General features: G+C 41.8%; 12 protein-coding genes. 1 reads left to right on the top strand and 11 read right to left on the bottom strand.

Annotation, left to right across the window (positions count from 1 at the left end):
* Nucleotides 1-34: 34 nt before the first annotated feature.
* Complete coding sequence (locus IL355_RS16385) at nt 35-1,303, top strand: hypothetical protein (protein ID WP_192463192.1); 1,269 nt, start codon at nt 35-37, stop codon at nt 1,301-1,303.
* Nucleotides 1,304-1,322: 19 nt separating this feature from the next.
* Here IL355_RS16385 and IL355_RS16380 read toward each other — a convergent pair whose 3' ends face one another.
* From IL355_RS16380 to IL355_RS16330, 11 genes are all read right to left on the bottom strand, one after another.
* Nucleotides 1,323-1,739, bottom strand: coding sequence for a type II toxin-antitoxin system VapC family toxin (locus tag IL355_RS16380; protein WP_192463191.1), 417 nt, complete (start codon nt 1,737-1,739; stop codon nt 1,323-1,325).
* Entirely contained in the window at nt 1,736-1,984 is a 249-nt protein-coding gene (locus tag IL355_RS16375) for a DUF6364 family protein (protein WP_192463190.1), read from the bottom strand. Before IL355_RS16375 ends, IL355_RS16380 begins: the two co-directional genes overlap by 4 nt.
* 201 nt (nt 1,985-2,185) lie before the next feature.
* A complete protein-coding gene (locus tag IL355_RS16370; RefSeq protein ID WP_192463189.1) occupies nt 2,186-3,643 on the bottom strand; it encodes a RagB/SusD family nutrient uptake outer membrane protein in 1,458 nt (485 codons plus the stop codon).
* 10 nt (nt 3,644-3,653) lie between these two features.
* Entirely contained in the window at nt 3,654-6,788 is a 3,135-nt protein-coding gene (locus tag IL355_RS16365; protein WP_192463188.1) for a SusC/RagA family TonB-linked outer membrane protein, read from the bottom strand.
* 108 nt (nt 6,789-6,896) lie between these two features.
* Nucleotides 6,897-7,322: a hypothetical protein gene (locus IL355_RS16360; RefSeq protein WP_192463187.1), complete on the bottom strand. Its 426-nt coding sequence runs from the start codon at nt 7,320-7,322 to the stop codon at nt 6,897-6,899.
* Nucleotides 7,312-7,992, bottom strand: coding sequence for a HupE/UreJ family protein (locus IL355_RS16355; RefSeq protein WP_192463186.1), 681 nt, complete (start codon nt 7,990-7,992; stop codon nt 7,312-7,314). The genes IL355_RS16360 and IL355_RS16355 overlap by 11 nt, the downstream gene beginning before the upstream one ends.
* Before the next feature lies 1 nt (nt 7,993).
* On the bottom strand, nt 7,994-9,166 hold the full coding sequence (locus tag IL355_RS16350; protein WP_192463185.1) for a DUF4198 domain-containing protein: 1,173 nt from the start codon (nt 9,164-9,166) through the stop codon (nt 7,994-7,996).
* Between the two features lie 184 nt (nt 9,167-9,350).
* Complete coding sequence (locus tag IL355_RS16345) at nt 9,351-10,802, bottom strand: DUF1501 domain-containing protein (RefSeq protein ID WP_192463184.1); 1,452 nt, start codon at nt 10,800-10,802, stop codon at nt 9,351-9,353.
* A gap of 39 nt (nt 10,803-10,841) precedes the next feature.
* A complete protein-coding gene (locus tag IL355_RS16340; RefSeq protein ID WP_192463183.1) occupies nt 10,842-13,667 on the bottom strand; it encodes a DUF1553 domain-containing protein in 2,826 nt (941 codons plus the stop codon).
* 193 nt (nt 13,668-13,860) lie between these two features.
* On the bottom strand, nt 13,861-15,525 hold the full coding sequence (locus tag IL355_RS16335) for a RagB/SusD family nutrient uptake outer membrane protein (RefSeq protein ID WP_192463182.1): 1,665 nt from the start codon (nt 15,523-15,525) through the stop codon (nt 13,861-13,863).
* Between the two features lie 19 nt (nt 15,526-15,544).
* A complete protein-coding gene (locus tag IL355_RS16330) occupies nt 15,545-18,964 on the bottom strand; it encodes a SusC/RagA family TonB-linked outer membrane protein (RefSeq protein ID WP_225621298.1) in 3,420 nt (1,139 codons plus the stop codon).
* Nucleotides 18,965-19,017: the final 53 nt, after the last annotated feature.

Below are 19,017 nucleotides of genomic sequence, written 5' to 3'. Positions count from 1 at the left end.
GTTTTCCGTTTACGAAAGAGTTACTTTTACGAACATGAGAAAGCGGCTACTTTTATTGCTTTCATTTCTATTATTAATTTTTCTTTCCTGCAAGAATGAAGAGAGAAAAGAAGTTAAAAAACCGACAGATGACATCCTAACGGAGATTCCTTTTCCTGGTGGAAAAAACACCGCATTGCCCCACTTATTTACCGGCAAGGAAAGAACTTTGCTTTCTTGGGTGGAAACCATTAACGATTCTACCAGCAAACTTAAATTTTCCTTCTTTGATAATGGACAATGGAGTCAACCCTCCGAAGTGGTATCCGGAAGCAATTGGTTCGTGAACTGGGCCGATTATCCTATGGTTACCGAAAATAATGGCAACCTACTGGCCCATTACTTAAAGAAATCGGCACCTGCCACTTTTGCTTATGACATCGATCTAAGATTACGTCAGCGAGACGGGCAAAAATGGTTGGTACAAAACGAATTGCATACAGACGGTACCCCTACGGAACATGGTTTTGTTACCGCCCTACCCTATCAAACTGACAGCTTTTTTCTTACTTGGTTAGATGGTAGGGAAACAGCCAAAAAAGGCCATGAAAAAGAACAGGAAGGCCATCAGCACCATGAAGGGAATATGACCCTTCGCTCTGCTATTGTTTCTGCCAATGGAGAAGTATCGGAGCCTACTTTGCTCGATTCAAAAGCTTGTAGTTGTTGCCAGACCACGGCTGCCATGACCGAAAACGGACCGGTAGTGCTGTACCGAGACCGCAGTGATGAAGAAATTAGGGATATCGTCATAACCCGAAGGGTAAACGGTAAATGGACTGAACCAAAACCCATTTTTGATGACCACTGGAAAATTCATGGTTGCCCCGTAAACGGACCAAAAGTATCAGCTTTGAACAATCTTTTGGTAGTTGCATGGTACACAGCTGCCAATGACAAACCGGAAGTCAAAGTAAGCTTTTCACAAAACAACGGGAAAGATTTTGATATGCCCATTATAGTAAGTGGACCCCAACCCTTAGGCCGTGTAGATGTGGTTTTATTAAATGAAGAAAATGCCGTAGTCAGTTGGATGGAAACTTCTAATAACAACACCTATATAAAAGCCACGCGGGTTCACCAAGATGGTAAGAAATCCGCTGCCATGACCATAGCCGCTTTGGACGCCTCACGGAAAACCGGCTTTCCGCAAATGACGCTAGTAGAAGACCAACTTGTTTTTGCTTGGACTAGCCTTTACGAGGATAGTACCATCATCAAAACGGGGAAAGTAGCAGTTGCGATTTTTGATATATTGGATTAATTGATGGTAACACTTCAAACTAACCAATCGACTTTAAATATTCTTCTGCGGTCATTACAGGTAACAACGATTTTTTAAAATCCTTTCCATTCCTAGTCACAATTACGTCGCAACCTGCCTCTGTAGCCCCAAAATATTGCAAAGCGTCTTCAAAGTCTTTAAATGAAGAATTTAGCGCTTTTTCTATAGTTCGCTCACCCAAAGTACAGATTTCGCAGATAATTTTGAATTTCCTCAACTTCTCCTTTGCGATATTCCCATTCTCAAATTTGGATAGAAAATAGTTTACAGTTGCAAAAGAAATTGGAGATACCACCATTTGCAATTTACCTTTCTCAGACAAGGTTGCCATTCTAGCAATCGCGTCATAAAATGGTTGACGTTCCCCTAAAAAATCGAGCATTATATTAGTATCGACAAATACCCTTTTCATCATTTATACTTATCGCTTAAATGATTTGCATAATCCTTTTTGTAATCCAAATCAGATGGAATTTGTGTGCCCGTTGCAATACTTTTTACAAAAGGAGAAATTTCAAAGTCAGCGTTTTCTTTTTCAGATGTCAAATGTTGCAAATATGCCTCAACAATTCTAGAAAGACTCATCTTTTTGTTGGAAGCGTAGGCCTTGGCTCTGGCAATCACCTCCTCATTCAATTTTAAGGTCAATTTTGTATCCATAAAAATTTTTATACGTATAAAAATAATAAAAATATACGTATTGATTAAAGTTTTATGATTCTAATTTTGAAATAACGCCTCCTTTATAAACTCAAATGCAAGTCTTTCGGTTACAGAATGATCAACAGCCACCAAAAAAAAGAGGACAAAAAAAGCGGAAGCTTTCGCCTCCGCTATTATAACTTTTATAAAATATGAATTCTAATATCCTTCGGTCTGTACCATTCCGGAAGCTTCAATTTCACTTGCGGGAATGGGGTAAATAGTTTTGGGAGCAAAGGCTTCTGCATTCAAATTATTGACATTAATACCGGTGTTGACATGGTCGGTCTCTGGTCGAACGATATTTTGGCCTGTTCTAATGAAGTCGTAAACCCCATGACCTTCCAGGGCCAGTTCCTTTCTTCTTTCCAAAGCTATTCGTTCTTTTAGTGCTTCCCCAGTTTCAGTGGCCTCATGGGCTGCAAAATCAGTGGTCCGTTTGGCAATCAGGGTGTTCAAATAGGTCAAGGCTTCGGTATCACCACCTCCCGCGCCATTGGCACAGGCTTCGGCAGCTATCAAATAAATCTCAGACAACCTTATAATCGGAATGTTGTGAATACTAAGTCCGGCCCCACCTTCCCTATTGATATACTTCACAAACTGGGCATTGGTTCCTTCTTTATCTTCGGTGAGCAGCAAGGCCCTTGGGTCCCCTGTATATTCTTGTAGCAAATCCACAAAAGTTTGGGTAGCGATAACATCGCCTTGTCCACCGTCCCTAAAATCAAATTGGGCGCCCAGGCCGTTACTTCCTACTGAATTTTCGCTCTCCACACTCATTTCAAAAAGTGATTCCGATGTATAATCGTTAAAGACATAATTTTCTACATCCATCAAATCATTTTCATCTTTTACCGCCAATACTTCTTGGGCCGCAGCCAAAGCATTGGTAAAATCTTGCTTGTACAAATAGACCCTGGCTAAAAGCGCATTCAACCCTAACTGGGTGATGTATTTGGTACTGCCCTGCGTCTCAGAATCAGCATTGAGCATCTCCAAAGATGCGGTCAGATCAGCTATAATTTGGGCATAGGTCGCTTCTAAATTGCTACGTTCAATGACCACTTCCTCTGAGTTCAATTTTAAGGGAAGCCCCTGGGCATTACCCTGTTCTTTAGCCCAAGGATAGCAAAAGGTACGGGCCAAATCAAAATAGACCATTCCGCGTAATCCCAAAGCCTCCGCTTTCACCTGCTGCCGTACATCATCATTGCCTTCGGCTTCGTCGATATTATCAAGAATCAAATTCAGGTTTCCGATAACTTTGTAGCATTGCAACCACAGTAATTCAGCACTACCATTGTTGTTGCTACTTTCTTCGTAACGATATTCGGTCTGCTCATAATCACGCGGGTCATAAATGGTCTGTACAAACCTAAAATCAGGACTTTTAACCGCAGCGCGCTTATACAGCACCCTACCGATATAATTTCCGGTAGAGATTTCGTTGTAAGACCCGGTTAACAAACTTTGTAGTTTTTCTACGGAATTGGTTACTAAGTCTTCCGATATCACATGGTCCGGAGTTTGTGTAAGCACATCTTCATCACATGCTTGAAAGACAAATACCGCACACATTAAAAGAAGGCTCTTTGTATATTTAGAATATTTCATTTCTTTTTCTTTAAAATTTTAATTGAACCCCTAAAACAACACTGGTAGCTGTTGGTGTTTGAAAGAAGTTAACGCCATTGGAAATTGCTTCCGGATCATAATCGTTGAGCTCGGTGAACAACAACAAATTATCACCCTGCACATAAACGGAACCGCCTTGTAGCAGTCCGTAATTAGGCAGACCATAGCTCAACTTTACGTTTCTAAGCTTCAGGTAATCGCCATTGTACAGATGCCTTGTAGAAACATCGTTGGAAAAGGTAGGGTTACCATTAATTCTAATAGGTACCGTCGCATTGGTGTTGTTCGGATTCCAAGGGTTCAATTGTGCCGTGGTGTTCGTAAATTGAGGAGCAAAACCATCATCATCTCTTTTAAAAGCGGTACGGTCATAGGCCTCTCCGCCAATTCCGAAGGTAAAAAGGAAATCCAAAGAAAGATTTCTGTACGTTAATTGATTGTAGAAACCACCCTGCACATCTTGCAGGGCCTTCCCGAAGACACCAAACCCAGCCTCTTCAGCATTGGTGGTAATAGCACCAGTTCTTTGTCCGTTTTCAAGTACATAATACTGTGCCAATCCATTTTCTGGATTCACCCCGGCATAATCCCTTAAATAAAAAGAGTTTAGACTTTCACCCACCTTTATAATAGTTGGGTCTTGCCCATTGGTAGCATTATAACTCGGTGTCAAATCCCCTTTTAACTTGGTGATTTCGTTGGAGAGCATGGTCAAGTTCAAACGCGTATTCCAAGAAAAATCTTCTTGCGCAATGGCATTTAAGCCTAATGAAACTTCCCAACCCGTATTCTTCATTTCCCCAAAATTCTGCAATTGATTGCTAAATCCAGTAGTAGAGGAAACCGGAATATTCAATAACAAGTCTTCCGTTTGTTTGGAGAAATATTCAACAGTAAGATTGAGCTTATTCCAAACAACGGCGTCCACCCCCACATTAAAATTCTTGCTCTGCTCCCAAGACAGTTCTGGATTTGCGAGTTGCCCGTAGGTCAAACCGGAAGAACCTCCATATCCTAGTCCATCGGAATTAAAGAAGGCCAAATGCGCATAAAAATCAGGTGGAAGATTTCCGTTGGTACCATAACTTCCTCGTAATTTCAAGTAGTTGATCACATCATTCTGTAAAAATTCCTCTTCGGTCAGAATCCATCCCCCGGAAACCGACCAAAAACCACCCCAACGGCTATCTTTCCCAAAACGGGAAGAACCATCACGTCTGTAACTGGCGCTAAGGAAATACTTCTGGTCAAAATCGTAATTAAACCTTGAAAAGTAAGACAAGAGGGAATAATTCTCGGAATAGCCGGACCACGACCAAAGGGAACCCAAACTACTGGAAGAGAGTAAATCGCTATCCAAAACATCATAGCCCGCATTACGAATAGACTTCATTTTAGATTCTTGCTGTTCTACCCCTAAAAGAGCGCCTACGCCATGCTTTCCAAACTGCTTGTTATAGGTTAAAAGATTGGAAGTAGTGTATTGAAATACATCGCCCTGGGCCACATAGAGCACCCCGTTCCAAACACCGCCACCGGCACCAAATTCCTTGTTATCATATAACGACTCTTCGTTGGATTGATGGTCGATACCAAAGGTGGTCTTAAAATTAAGTCCGTCATAAATAAAGAATTCTGCAAAGACATCGCCCCGAACCCTTACTTCGTTGTTATCATATTCCCCCACTTGAATTACCCCAATGGGGTTGGCGTTTTTCTCAATATCGTTAGGAAGATCTGCAATACCCTCATACCCATTTGGGTCGTAGATAGCGGCTGCTTGTGGCAATACCCTCGCCATATACAACGGATTGAGTCCGCCTGCATACGAACCATCATATTGGCCCGTATTTCTTTCTGATTTTGCAACGGATAAATTGGCGCCAATAGTTAGCCAATCCTTCGCTTTGTTTTCCAGATTAAGCCTTCCGGAATAGCGCTTGTAGCCCGAACGGATGATAGTACCTTCTTGATCCAGCACATCGCCCGATATATAGAACTTGGTCTTCTCGTTTCCGCCTCGAGCGGAAAGATTATATTTCTGGATCGAACCCGTTTGATAAATAGCATCCAACCAATCTGAATTCCTTAGTTCGTTGCCATAGACCGCGGTATAATCTGCCTGAGCCATGGCCAAATACTGGTTATAAAGCGTACCATCATTGTACACCCTACTGAACTCCCCGTTCTCATTGTTCTGAATATATTGGTGTAGCTGGCCTTCTTCCCACAAATCCTTAAATTGTTGGTTGCTGATCGTCTCTTCTTTGGTCAGGTTACGAGTGAGTCCGAATTCTGAGCTCAAGGTCAGCTCCGTTTCGCCTTTTTTTCCTTTTTTAGTGGTAATGACCACAACGCCATTAGCAGCTCTAGATCCATAGAGGGAAGCAGCTGCGGCATCCTTCAAAACGGTTATACTCTCAATATCGGAAGTATTCATGGTCGATAAGGGATTCAGGTTATTGACCGCTCCGTTACCGCCAATTCTCGAATTATTATCGGTATTAATGATCACCCCATCGAGTACATACAGCGGTTGGGTAAGACCATTAATGGAGCCAACCCCTCTAATTTGCACGCTAGAACTACCCCCGGGCTGGCCCGTAGTGTACACGTTTACCCCGGTTACACTTCCTTGGAGGGAGGTCTCAAAACTGGCCGCCGCCGTACGGCTCAAAGTTTCGGTGGCTACTTTGGTTGCCGATCCGGTAAAACTCCTTTTATTAGTAGTTCCGTAGGCCGTAACTACCACCTCATCGAGCCCCGTTGCATCTTCTGATAAAGTAATGCTCAGGTTGGTTTGCCCGTTCACTGCAATTTCTTGGGTGGTGAAACCCAGGTATGAAATAATCAAGGTTGCATTATCAGGTACGGAGAGCGTAAAATTTCCGTCAAAATCAGTCAAGGCACCATTGGTAGTACCTTTCTCTACGATATTGGCACCAGCAAGGGGTATGCCCTCTTCAGTAAAAACAGTACCATTTACCTGATTTTGCACTACTGTTCTGGATAACGGATTGATTTCCGGTTTGGCGTGTACCATACCGGTAGTTGCTAATGCCATAATTAGCATAGAGCATAACGAAATGACCTTATCTTTTGAGGCCAAATTAATTGGTATCATATAAAAATTTGTTTTTGGCAATGACATAAGTGTCCCAACCACTCGTAGGATTGTTAAACTTCAATAAGTATTGAACATTTTGCAGTTACAATAAACTGCTCTGAAAAGTTAAACAGACGTGATTTCCGGGGGTCGGGTGAAGTCGAGGGAGTAAAGAATACCGCCGTTCATGACCAAATTTTCGAAGATTCTTTTTTCACTCAGTTCAAATTCAATTTCTAACGATTCACTTTCATGAAGCAATAGCGGAATTTCATATTTAGACAGCTTTTCAGAAAAAGGGTTGCTTTCATCATCTGCTTCTTCTGCCAACAGTTTGGACAAATAACACTTTCCGTTACACTCCAGCATGGGCTTTTCTTTGTTTTCACAAAGCACTTTTACAATGTAATCGTAATTCTGAAAATAATCGACTACCGGCAATAAGGGCTTTGCGAACATCAGCAGCACAATGACCCCCAGAAAGAACTGTGCACTATAATGAGCACCATTTCTTTTCAAATGTTGCAGATATGTTACGTTCTTAGTGCCCATTGAAATACCCGTACATTTGATAAGCAAATAAGCCTACACCCGCTATTATCAGATAAAAGTTGGCTGCCTTATAAAAAGCATCGTAACTTCTTTTTCCTTGCCATTGGGTAATAAGAAAAACAATAGGTATCAAAGCCAGTACCTGCCCTAGTTCTACCCCCACATTAAAGGAGACGATTTTTGCCAAAAACTGTTCTGAACCTACATCAAACGACTGTAATCTTGTAGAAAGGCCAAACCCATGTATCAAACCAAAAAGAAGGACCATCAATAATAGATTGGGCGACTTGATGCCCAATTTCTCTTCAAAGCCTCCTAGATTTTCAAAACCTTTGTACAAAACACTGAGAGCGATTACCGCATCGATTAGATGTTCATCGGCCCTAATACCCAAATAAGTGGCTCCTATCAAGGTAATACTGTGCCCCAAAGTAAAAACGGTAATAAATTTTAGAATGTCTTTAAAACCCTTGAGATAGAAAATAACACCTGCCAAGAAAAGCAAGTGGTCGTAGCCCGTAAGCATGTGTTTGGCGCCCACATAAATATAGGAAAACAAGCCTCCTTCATCTAAAATGGCCTGATCGCCAGAGCTTACCCCGTGTGCCATTAACAACACCGGAAAGAGAAACAGGGAAAGAGATAGAATAAAATTCTGATGGGATTTCATCCTATTCTTTTTTCTTGTTGAACCACCAAAACAATCCGCCGATAATAAGCAAGCTCCCTATCCAAAAAATGTAGGTCGGGAATTCATCTTCTTCTGCATGCGCATGTGCGTGGGTATCTTCTTCGTGACTATGGCCGTGAACTACTTCAAAAGTTAAGGTTGCCCAATTGCTTTCGTGTGTTAGCCCTTCTTCATCGGAGTGTGCCAGATGAATCGTTCTTAAATAATAAATGCCGTCAGTTGACAAATCCACGCTTACAACTCCGTTCACATCCGTTCGTAATTGTTGCCCGTCAGTATGTACGTGGTCGTCTTTGTGCTCTTCTTCTTCGTGCGAGTGTGGTTCACCGCCATCATGACTGTGGGTATGCCCAGCTTCTTCCTTTTTATGGGAATGGGAGTGCTTTTCGCCATTGTCGTGACTATGCACTTCCTCATTATGTGTATGCGCTTTGGCATCCTCATGGGAATGCGCCTCGTCCTCATGACTATGAGCGGAACCCTCATGAGAATGGCCGTGTTCTTCTTCTGAGTGGGAATGATGATTTTCGGTCACTTTATAATTGGCATATACCAATTGGTTCGCCAAAGGTTTTCCACCGAACAATAACTTCACCTCTAATTGATCCCCTGTATGCTTCTCATACGGATTGCTCAAAGGAATAAATTCAATAGGATAACCAAGAGCGGTCTTCCAATCCTCGGAAGTTTTATCTCCCACCTGAAAAATAGCTTTTACATGCTTGGAATATTTCTCAACGGCGTCTTTATCTAGCGCATCATTTTCTTCCCTCCATTTAAGCATATCCAAAACTCCATCATGACGTAAATACCCATTAAAAGCTTCGGCATCCATTTCAATATTTCTAGGCTTGGTAGAAACACCGGCCACCCAAGTGGCAGCTTCCCCGGTCTTAAAATTTAAGAAGGTAATACTGTCCTTCTCGCTCCATTGATTTTCAGCAACTTTAAAGCGCTCCCCATTGCCTAAAAGACTTGCATCGATCATTCGGTCACGATCGATAACGTTTTCACTTTTATCAAAAGTTCCATTAAAAAGTTGAATGGTTGCTGAAGTATTGGGCTCCAAAAAGAATGTATCTAACTTAAGATACATATCATGGCTTAAAAAAAAGGCCGCTAGGACCAAGAGGGCAAAAACTTTCTTTTTCATATGGCTGGTTCTCGTAAAACAAGTCAAAACAGACTCGCCTTCCAAAAATATACAAAAACCTGAATCTAGCCGTCTTCTATCGATTAAGTAACATTAATTCTGGATTTTAACATTATTGCCCTCAATAAGAATTTAGGAAAGTGTGATTTCCCATAAATTAATCAAAAAACGATATCACAAAGCATCAAGTGCTTTTTCCCAGTGGTTTCCCAAACAAATCCAAAATAGGCTTGCCATGACCATCTGGGGTCGTGTAAAACGGTCTACCTTCGATTGTGTACTCCGTCTGAGGGTGAATACCCAGGGCGTGATAAATGGATTGATGTACTTGATCGATGACCACTGGATTTTCAATGGAAGAACAAGGTCTTTCATCGGCGGTCTTTCCATACACCAACCCTTTTTCAATACCACCGCCCCATAAAAGAATAGAGCTGCCGTCCGTGAAATGACGGTGCATTCCGTAGAATTTTTCATCTTCGATGATATCCGGTTGGTCCACTTGATCCTTTACTTTTTCACCCGGTCTTCCTTCTAGAATGGCATCACGGCTAAACTCACTTGCCAAAACAACCAAGGTTCTATCCAAATGCCCGCTTTCATCCAAATCCTTTATCAACTGGGCAATGGGCCTATCGATCAACTCCTTCATTTTCTTGGCTCGGGTATGTCCGTTTTCGTGCGTATCCCATCCTAAGAAAGGCTCGTATTCCGTAGAAACACTGATAAACCTGCCCCCATTTTGGGCCAACCTTTTTGCCAAAAGACAGCCAAGGCCAAATCTGCCGGTATTGTACGTATCGTACACCTCTTTAGATTCTTCTGACAAATCAAAAACTTTTGCCTCCGGGGAGTTCAATAGACGGTATGATTGCTCCATAGAACGCATAAGCGATTCCTTCTGGTAATCACTGCCCTCTTGCATGAAGGAACTTTTATTGGCCAACTCTTTATAAAGCTTATAACGGGCCTCAAAACGTTTCAATGACATACCTTTTGGGGGACGCACGCTATCAAGTCCGCCCGCCGGGTCCGGTATTAAAAACGGACCAAATTCGGTGCCCAAAAACCCTGCCGAATGAAATGCCTTCAATTCTTCCGCTTCGCCCACCGTAAACCGTTGCCCCATGGCTATAAAAGGAGGAATGACAGGATTGACCGGCCCTAATTCTTTCGCTATCCATGCTCCTATATGAGGTGCCTGTACGGATTGGGGCGGTTCATAACAGGTATGCCAGTGATACTGGTGCCGGGTATGCAGAATATGACCCAAATCGGCCGATTTATAAGACCGAATAATGGCACCTTTGTCCATTACGCCACTTATGGATTCCAACCCCTTGGAAAAATCAAGGCCATCCACTGCCGTGGGTATCTTGGGAAATGTACTTAAAACCCTTTTACTCTCTACCCCCTTTTCATAAGGTACATATGCCTTTGGGTCAAATGTTTCGGTGTGGGCCATACCACCTGCCATCCAAAGGAGAATGACCGTATCTGCCGTTGATGGCAGGGAAGAAGGGCTTTTTGAACAAGAGCTCAAAAAACTGGCCAATGGTATACTCGTAGCGGATGCCGCCAAACTGGCTGCGGACATTTTCTTAATGAACTCTCGTCTTGTATTATTCTCTTTCATCTTTCTCAAACTTTATATGCGAAAAACCCATTACTATCTTTAATTGATAAACTGAAACTCTGGTAAGACCAACGTAGACCAAAATACATCTTGCAAACCTTCTTTACTGGCATTCTGACCTAGAATGCCCATCAACAATTCACTTTCTTCTTCAGAGGGATTTCTACCGAAAGATTGTTGATATAGATTGTCTACTATTTTCTGACTATCCTTATTATATGCTTGCAACCACCGTTCGGCACCCTCCTCTAGCACTCCATTGAAAAACTCCCCATTCGTAAGCTCCAAGGCTTGTAATAAAGTGGCATTATCATCCCTCGTTGTAGCGACATTTTCGCGACTTGGCCTTCCCAATGCTTTCATGAACGGGTGCTGCTTTACCAAACTGGCCCGTGCGAACTTTTCACTATTCCCATAGAAATTGAAATTCACCAATTTGCCCCAATTGGCACTACCATAGTTTCTGGCCTCACCCCAGGCCGTATCGTCAAAATTGATAGCGGTCCATTCATCATCAGGAGGTGTACTATAACTTTTCCACGAGGTGTCGGAATCAATTTGAACTTCTGTATTGTTATCGTATTTTACTTTCATAGAGAACAGCACCCCTGCCGGATTGGCAATAGTTCCTTCATTTTCCCCTTCTATAGCGATTACATTTTTACCTGGTTTTAAAAATTGGGCCACATCATATTTTCCAACCCTTTTCCAATCATTTCCTGAACCCATTTTTTCACCATTTACATATAGCGCATAGGAATGGTCGACAGACACTAAAGCAATAGCTTCGGAAATAGCGCCGTCCGACAGACTAAATGTCTTACGAAAATACCTTTTGCCGGGCTCGGGAAGCACGTCGCGGTCAAACTTGACCTCTCTATGCCATACCCGATGCGCTTTCAATTCTGCATTTGTAGGGTCGTACTCTACCGTATGGTATACCGGAAATACGATTTGACTCACCGCATCGGAAAACTGCTCGGCACTTAAGCGTCTAACAATCGGCCCATTAAAGACATAATCAGATTTTACATCCTCTATCTTATCATATTTCGCCGCACGCAATTGGTACGATTTGGAAGTCATGATTCGCTTGATCAAATGCTTCAAATCATAACCTGATTCAATAAAATCGGCGGCAAGCCAATCGAGTAGGTCGCCATTCCATGGTTCATTATCCATTTCATCTAGAGGTTCAATAATACCCCGGCCCATTAGTCTTTGCCAAATTCTGTTGGTTATGGTTCGGTACAAGCGGCCATTATCGGGCTGCACCATTACTTTTGCCAAGTTCAACAACCGTTCTTCTAGGCTTTCGCCCTCTACTTCCCCCAATTCAGGGTACAGAAAGTTAACCTTGGCCATTCTACCCAATGGTTTGTCGCAACGGTTCAATTCTAAAACCGAATCGGCAAATATCGAGGCAAAGCCATAAGATTGCTCCAACGTAAGATTACTCTCAAAACTGTTATGGCAAGAGGCGCATTTTACGTTCACACCCATTAAGGATTGACCTATATTTTGAGCGGCCTGCATTTCGGTACGTTGACTGGCGTTGACCACACCTCGCCATTCAATGCCTTTGATAAAGCCTTCGGAAGCCTCGGACGGGTTTACCAGTTCACTCACCATTTGGTCATAACCCTTATTTGTAAGTAGTGAATTATACAGCCAGTCGGTAATCTGCTTTCTTCCGCCTGTAATAAAACCTGTTCCACTATAGTCATTACGCAATAGATCGTTCCAGAAACTGATCCAGTGCTGGGTATAATTGTGATTATCGTTCAAAAGGGAATCGATTAGAGCTTCCCTTTTATTGGAATCGGAATCATTTACAAACTCCTCCATTTGTTGGGTTGATGGCAACAACCCGACAATATCTAGATACGCCCTACGAACAAATAGGTGATCATTTACTTTTTGGGGCCATTCGGCCCCCTTTTCCTCAAAATACGAGTCAACCAATTTGTCTATCGGGTGGGATTGCTCAGAGGTTGGCAAAGAAGGCATGTTCAATGCCAATTCGGCCTCAGGAAACACTTTTAATGTTTGGTCTGACCAATGGGCCCCGTTCTTGATCCACATTTCAACCAATTTGATTTCACTGGATTTTAAGACTTTTCCCTTTTTTGGCATTACCTCATCATGATCGGGAGTCAACGTAATTCTCCGGAAAAGTTCACTTTCTTCCGGTTTACCGGCCACTACCGATAAGCCGGATTCGCCACCTGCAAAAACTCCTTCTTTACTATCCAAAACCAAACCGCCCTTTTGTTTGTTCTGGCTGTGGCATTGATAGCAGTTATGGGCAAAAATGGCCCTTACCTCTAAATTTAAACGGTCTTGCTGCGCGGTATTCAAGGAATCGACCTGCTTGAGTTCGGCCAATAAAGCGACCCCTTTGCTATCGTCATAACCTTCCTCGTTACCGGGCAAAACACCTGTTAAAAAGTCTTCACCATGGGTGAGGTTGGCACCTAGATGCCCTGTGATGGTCAGTAAAATGACCGTGGTGGTCAAAATCCCTCTGTATAGGCGAAAATCTTTGATTTTTCCTTGAAGGGTTCGTTGTAGCAAAAATGATGCGGCGATGGCAAAAACAGCTGTGGCTATACCTATATATTGGTGGTTATCGACCAAATCTCCGCTGTAGTCATCCTGGGTTTTCAAGAACCACCCAAAGAGGGTGGATAATATAGCCGAAATGGCACCGATAATGACCATCCAACGGATACCTTCACGAAGACCCGGTCTCTTACCGTTTAAAGTAAGTATTTCCAAAAACAGGGCCACTACCAATAAGCCAATAGGAAAATGCACCAATAAAGGGTGTAGTCTACCAAGAAATTGAAGTATCCAATCCATTCTGCTAAAAATTATTCAATTAATAATTATCCATTCGCTGATCCCGATAGATTTGGTAATTGCTTAAACCCCTATCGCTTTGCAGCGATAAGGGCATAATTGTCTTAAGATAAGCAATAGTTCAAAAGATTGTTCAAGTCAAAACTGCATACCTACATTTGAAGGTGTAATCTTTTAAACACTACCTGAGAACTTATCTGTTCCAACCAGGATTTTGCTCCAAAACATTACCGGAGTTTCTATCAATTACGGTTTGGGGAATGGGCCACAAATTATAGTCAAAAGTAAGTGAAGTAGCTACGTGCGGGTGCATAGCATACTCCCTTATCCGATCCACGGCCACCGTACCCCCCATCCTAAGTAGGGTATGCCACCTACTTTCTTCTGTAAGGAGCTCCCTTGCCCGTTCATCCAAAATAAAATCGATATCGATATCCCCGGCAGTTGCCAAGTAATCGCATTGAGCGCGGGACCTTAATTGATTAATATCATTTGCAGCTGCCTGATTATTACCTAACCTATGATAGGCCTCCGCCCGCAATAAAATAGTTTCTGCCAGTCTTATTGCGTATTCGTCCCTAAATAGATTACTCCTATTTTCACCTTGATCCACCCCAACAAAATTATCAGTGGTCAATTTTTCAAAAATGGGGTATATCCAGCCGTTATTCTCGTTCGCTTTTGCAATGGTATCCTGAGGAACAACTTGACCTATAAGGGACCCTGGATCACTTTCGGGATAGGATTCATCATTATAATAGATTGTTCTGCGAATGTTATGTTCTGCATTTCTTTGGTCATTGGAAGAGATGGCCGGGTCCCAAATGAGATCAGTCACATACTCGGTGGGAGCCAAAAAGGCAACACCCCTACCTCCCACATCTTCCGCAACCCCGGTAACGCCAGGAATGGCTCTATAAACGGGCATAAAATTCCTTGGGTAGGGAAGAACGGCAGCACCATCCTCAGCTATATAAGCATCAAAATCTACCTGAATACTCCAAATACATTCCCTGTTACCATCATTATAGTTCACATTATTGGCGCGGAACAAATCCCACCAAACATCTTTGCCCTCTTCGTCCATTCTTTCGCCAAAACGATCGGTCATTAGGGAGAAGGTTCCTCCATCAATCACTTGAGAGGCATAGTCTACAGCTTTCTGATAATCGGCATCACTTCCCGTTAAAATTCCCAGCCCTAGGTAAAATTCGCTTAAAAAGTGCAGGGCTGCCCCTTTAACGACTCTACCATCCTGCGCAGTAGTTTCTGGCAAGCCATCTAAGGACAACTCCAAATCCGCTATTGCAAATTGATAGGTTTCCTCCCTAGTCGCTCTCTCAAAATCAAACTTGGGTTCTTCAAAAATTTCAGTTACTAAAGGCACCCCGCCAAAGACTTCGGCCATAGAACCATAGGCATAGGCCCTAAAAAATTTAGCCTGGGCAACAGCAAAAGCCCTTTCATTTTCAGACGGCCAATTAATATCTTCCCTATTTGCAACTTCAATAACCGTATTGGCCCTAGATATCAGCCGGTAATAAAACTGATAAAAGGTATTGAAAACCCCACTCTCTGGATTTATTCTACTATAATCCGTAAAGCTATCACCCAATCTAAACTGCGGAGAATCAAAAACATCTGTTCCGTGACCTTTACTTTGCCAGTTAAAGACCTTTAGATTTCTATAATCACTGTACAAGGTGATTAGAAGCTGATCCACCTGCGCAGAAGATGTGAAAATGTTATCTACCGTATTAAAGGTTTTGGGGTCCTCAGTCAAAAATTCTTCATCATCACAAGCAGTGAGCAGCACTAATGGTAGGATGAAGAAATAAAGTATTTTATGAATTTTCATCTTTATATCTTTTATTGTTTTAGAAACTAGTTTTTACACCAAGGGTAATGGTGGTAGGTACAGGGTTAATGTTATCAAACGGCCTTATCCCATTTTCAAATTCTGGGTCTCCCCCACCAAACCAATCCGTAAACACATATAGGTTTTTGGCACCTGCAAAAATTTCGAGGTTGCTTACGCCCAAATTATCCAAAACGGTTTGTGGCATGGCATAGGATAGCGAAACATCCTGTATTCTTACAAAACCTCTGGACTGGAGTCCCAAGTATCTATTTCCCACATAATTGGATCGCAAATATTCCTCGCTTTGATTTTCAGGGGTCCACCAATCATGAACTACTTCATTGGTGTCAAATCTACTTCTAAAGGAATTTCTGAACGGATTCTCACGAACATAGAAATTGTCTTTTCCTCCACCGAAAACCCCGGTAAGAAGAGCATATAAAGTGAAGTTCTTATAAGTTAGGGTATTGGAAAAATTCATGCGAAAGTTGGGTTTTCTGAAACCCAAAATGGTTCTGTCATTATCCGCATCTATAACCCCGTCCCCATTTAGATCACGAAACATTGGATCCCCAGGTACAGCACTGTTATTTTCTATATAAGCCGTATCATCTTCCTGTACAACACCCACGTACTCGTATCCGTAGATGGCGCCTAATGACTCTCCTATGAATAAACTATTGGCTACGTCATCATCTTCTACGCCATCACCATCATTGTCATCTCCATAAAGACTTTGAACAATATTTCTATTTTGCCAGAATGAAAAGTCCGATTGCCAACTTAGATTTTCCTTATCTATGTTGATAGTTCTTAAATTGATTTCAATCCCTCTGTTGTCAACTTGTCCTAAACTTGTTATAATGGACGAGAAACCCGTCATGATTGGGATATTTCTAGTAAATATCTGATCTGTAGTCTTTGAGAAATAAAAATCCAAATCCAGAAACGCCCTATTGTTGAACCAAGCTGATGAAAACCCTCCATTAAAAGAGGTGGTTTTTTCCCACCCCAATTCTGAGTTAGCTAAATTTTGCACGGCGATTCCATACAATACTTGGGAAGGATTGTCACCAAACTCATACCGGATTCCTCCATCTTGTCCGCTAATAGCAGCACTAAGTGTTGAATAGGGACCTACACCCTGGTTTCCATTTTGACCGTAGGAAGCTTTAAGTTTCAAATAATTGAGCGTTTCATTTCCTTTTAAGAAATTTTCTTCGGATACGGTCCAAGCAACCCCTAGGGATGAAAAAGTACCCCACTTTCTATTTGCTCCAAATACAGATGCCCCATCCCTTCTTACGGAGCCAGTTAGATTATATCGATCCTTAAATGCGTAATTTAACCTTGCCAGATAACCTACATTCGCTCTTTCTGTAATGTTCTTTGAATAAATAATATTATTGGACTTTTGTAAACCATCTACTCCTAAACTAGTACTTCCTGCAGCAGAAAAATCATTTCCACTAACACGATTATCCTTGATAGAAGTAAAATCCCTTGTGGCTACGAGCGTAGCCCCCAAATAGTGATCTCCAAACCTTCTATTGTAGTTTATGATATTATCGAAGACATAATTAAAATCAACCCTTTTATAATTATAACCATTGGCTTGGGCCAATAGTTTTTGAATTTCGGCATCCTCATATCTCTCGATATAAAAGTTAGTGGCTACTTCGGGAATGTAGTAATCCTCATGATAGAAACGGTCTTGGGTTCTGTCTTCCGTATAAGCGGCATAGTTGATCTTATATGAAAGCCCTTTTATTTGAGGAATCTCCACATTGGCGTATCCTGCAAACCTAAAGAAGTTTCTTTCGTCTACATCGTCCACAGTTCCATCGGTACCCCATAATGGACTTTGTTTGGACTGTCCTAACGGCCATCTCTCCAATAAGGTTTCGGAGTTGGAACTTACATCGTAAGGCATACCTTCATATCTGTAAGGATAACCCAATGGTCCCATGGTAATGGCATCAAAAACATTGGCTTGAATCCCGGAATAATCGGTTCTGTTATAACTCCCACTTACACCAACTTTTAGCCAATCAGTAATATCGGCATCAAGTTTGGAACTTATGGAAATCCTATTGAATTCATCACCAATAATAACCCCTTCCGATTCATTATAGCCTCCAGAAAAATAGTAATTGATTTTATCCGAACTACCTGAAACATCAATCTGATGGTCTTGGAAGAAGCCTTGACGTGAAATGAGGTCTAGCCAATCTGTATTTACGCCCTGTCTTAAATTCTCTGTAGGCGTTAGATCATCAAAAACAACATCACCGGTGGAGTCCAATTCTCGTTGGTCCGCAAATTTCTCAAGCCATTGATCGGTTTCCATTAGATTGAACTTATTGCCCCACCTATTAAAACCAAAGGAAGTAGCATACGTAATCTTTGGTTTACCAATTTTACCTTTTTTTGTGGTTATAACAATAACCCCATTGGCAGCCCTTGATCCATAAACCGCAGTGGCGGATGCGTCTTTTAAAACATCAATTTTAGAAATATCCTGTGGGTTAATGTTGGTCAAGTTACCTAGGTACACTATCCCATCTAAAATAATTAAGGGTGCATTGGAACCATTGATGGAGTTTTGCCCACGTACAATTAAACTTGGGTTGGTACCCGGGGAGTTCTGTATTCCTACGTTCACTCCAGACATACCTCTTAAATTCTGTAAAACGTTTGTGGTAGGCAATTTAGATTCTGGTGAATCTTCCAAGTTTTTGGAAATGACCGAACCGGTAATATCTTTTTTTCTTGCTGTCCCGTAGCCTACGACTACCACCTCTTCTAGACCGGCTGCACTCGCTTCCAAAATAATCTGAATATCCGTTTGTCCGTTAACGGAAATGTTCTTAGTGGCATATCCAATATAGGACACCTCTAAAATGGCATTTTCATCAGCTACGTTTAATTGAAAGTTACCATCAAAATCAGCTGTAACTCCATTAGCAGTTCCTTGTTCCACAATATTGGCTCCAGATAAAGGAATATTGTCATTATCCAATACAGTACCTGAAACGGAATACTGAACCACCTCTTTTGCTTGGGGAGGGCTTTTTCTTAATACAATAGCGTTATTTTCAGTAAAACTATACTCAAAATCTGAGGTTTCTGCGCATCGCTCCAATAGTTCCCCAACCTTAACCCTGCCCTTGTTGACCACCATTTTTGGACTATTGGCAAACAGGTCTGATCGGTAAATAAAATTATAATTTGTCTGTTTTTTTATCTCATCCAATATCTCCTCTACGGTAAGGGAAACATGGGAATCAAACCTAATTCTTTCATTTTGGGAGAAGCCTTTTTCAGAGCCTAAGCCGAACGAAACAAGCGTAAATAATAAAATGTAGATTTTCATAAATAATAACAGGGGCCTGGTCAAAAGGCGAAAATTGCCCCCGAGTGTTGTAGTTTTCATAAATTTGAGTATTGGTTAAAGTTTTAATCAATTAGTTAGGGGATGGAGGTTTA

This window comes from Euzebyella saccharophila, assembly GCF_014855495.1.
Lineage (GTDB): Bacteria > Bacteroidota > Bacteroidia > Flavobacteriales > Flavobacteriaceae > Euzebyella > Euzebyella saccharophila.
The sequence above is the reverse complement of the archived record's forward strand: the minus strand, read 5'-3'. Positions and strand labels throughout refer to the sequence as shown.

Excerpts from the sequence above, each read along its gene's own strand:
- IL355_RS16385 (WP_192463192.1), top strand. The coding sequence starts at position 35 with ATGAGAAAGCGGCTACTTTTATTGCTTTCATTTCTATTATTAATTTTT.
- IL355_RS16380 (WP_192463191.1), bottom strand. The coding sequence starts at position 1,739 with ATGATGAAAAGGGTATTTGTCGATACTAATATAATGCTCGATTTTTTA.
- IL355_RS16375 (WP_192463190.1), bottom strand. The coding sequence starts at position 1,984 with ATGGATACAAAATTGACCTTAAAATTGAATGAGGAGGTGATTGCCAGA.
- IL355_RS16370 (WP_192463189.1), bottom strand. The coding sequence starts at position 3,643 with ATGAAATATTCTAAATATACAAAGAGCCTTCTTTTAATGTGTGCGGTA.
- IL355_RS16365 (WP_192463188.1), bottom strand. The coding sequence starts at position 6,788 with ATGATACCAATTAATTTGGCCTCAAAAGATAAGGTCATTTCGTTATGC.
- IL355_RS16360 (WP_192463187.1), bottom strand. The coding sequence starts at position 7,322 with ATGGGCACTAAGAACGTAACATATCTGCAACATTTGAAAAGAAATGGT.
- IL355_RS16355 (WP_192463186.1), bottom strand. The coding sequence starts at position 7,992 with ATGAAATCCCATCAGAATTTTATTCTATCTCTTTCCCTGTTTCTCTTT.
- IL355_RS16350 (WP_192463185.1), bottom strand. The coding sequence starts at position 9,166 with ATGAAAAAGAAAGTTTTTGCCCTCTTGGTCCTAGCGGCCTTTTTTTTA.
- IL355_RS16345 (WP_192463184.1), bottom strand. The coding sequence starts at position 10,802 with ATGAAAGAGAATAATACAAGACGAGAGTTCATTAAGAAAATGTCCGCA.
- IL355_RS16340 (WP_192463183.1), bottom strand. The coding sequence starts at position 13,667 with ATGGATTGGATACTTCAATTTCTTGGTAGACTACACCCTTTATTGGTG.
- IL355_RS16335 (WP_192463182.1), bottom strand. The coding sequence starts at position 15,525 with ATGAAAATTCATAAAATACTTTATTTCTTCATCCTACCATTAGTGCTG.
- IL355_RS16330 (WP_225621298.1), bottom strand. The coding sequence starts at position 18,964 with ATGAAAACTACAACACTCGGGGGCAATTTTCGCCTTTTGACCAGGCCC.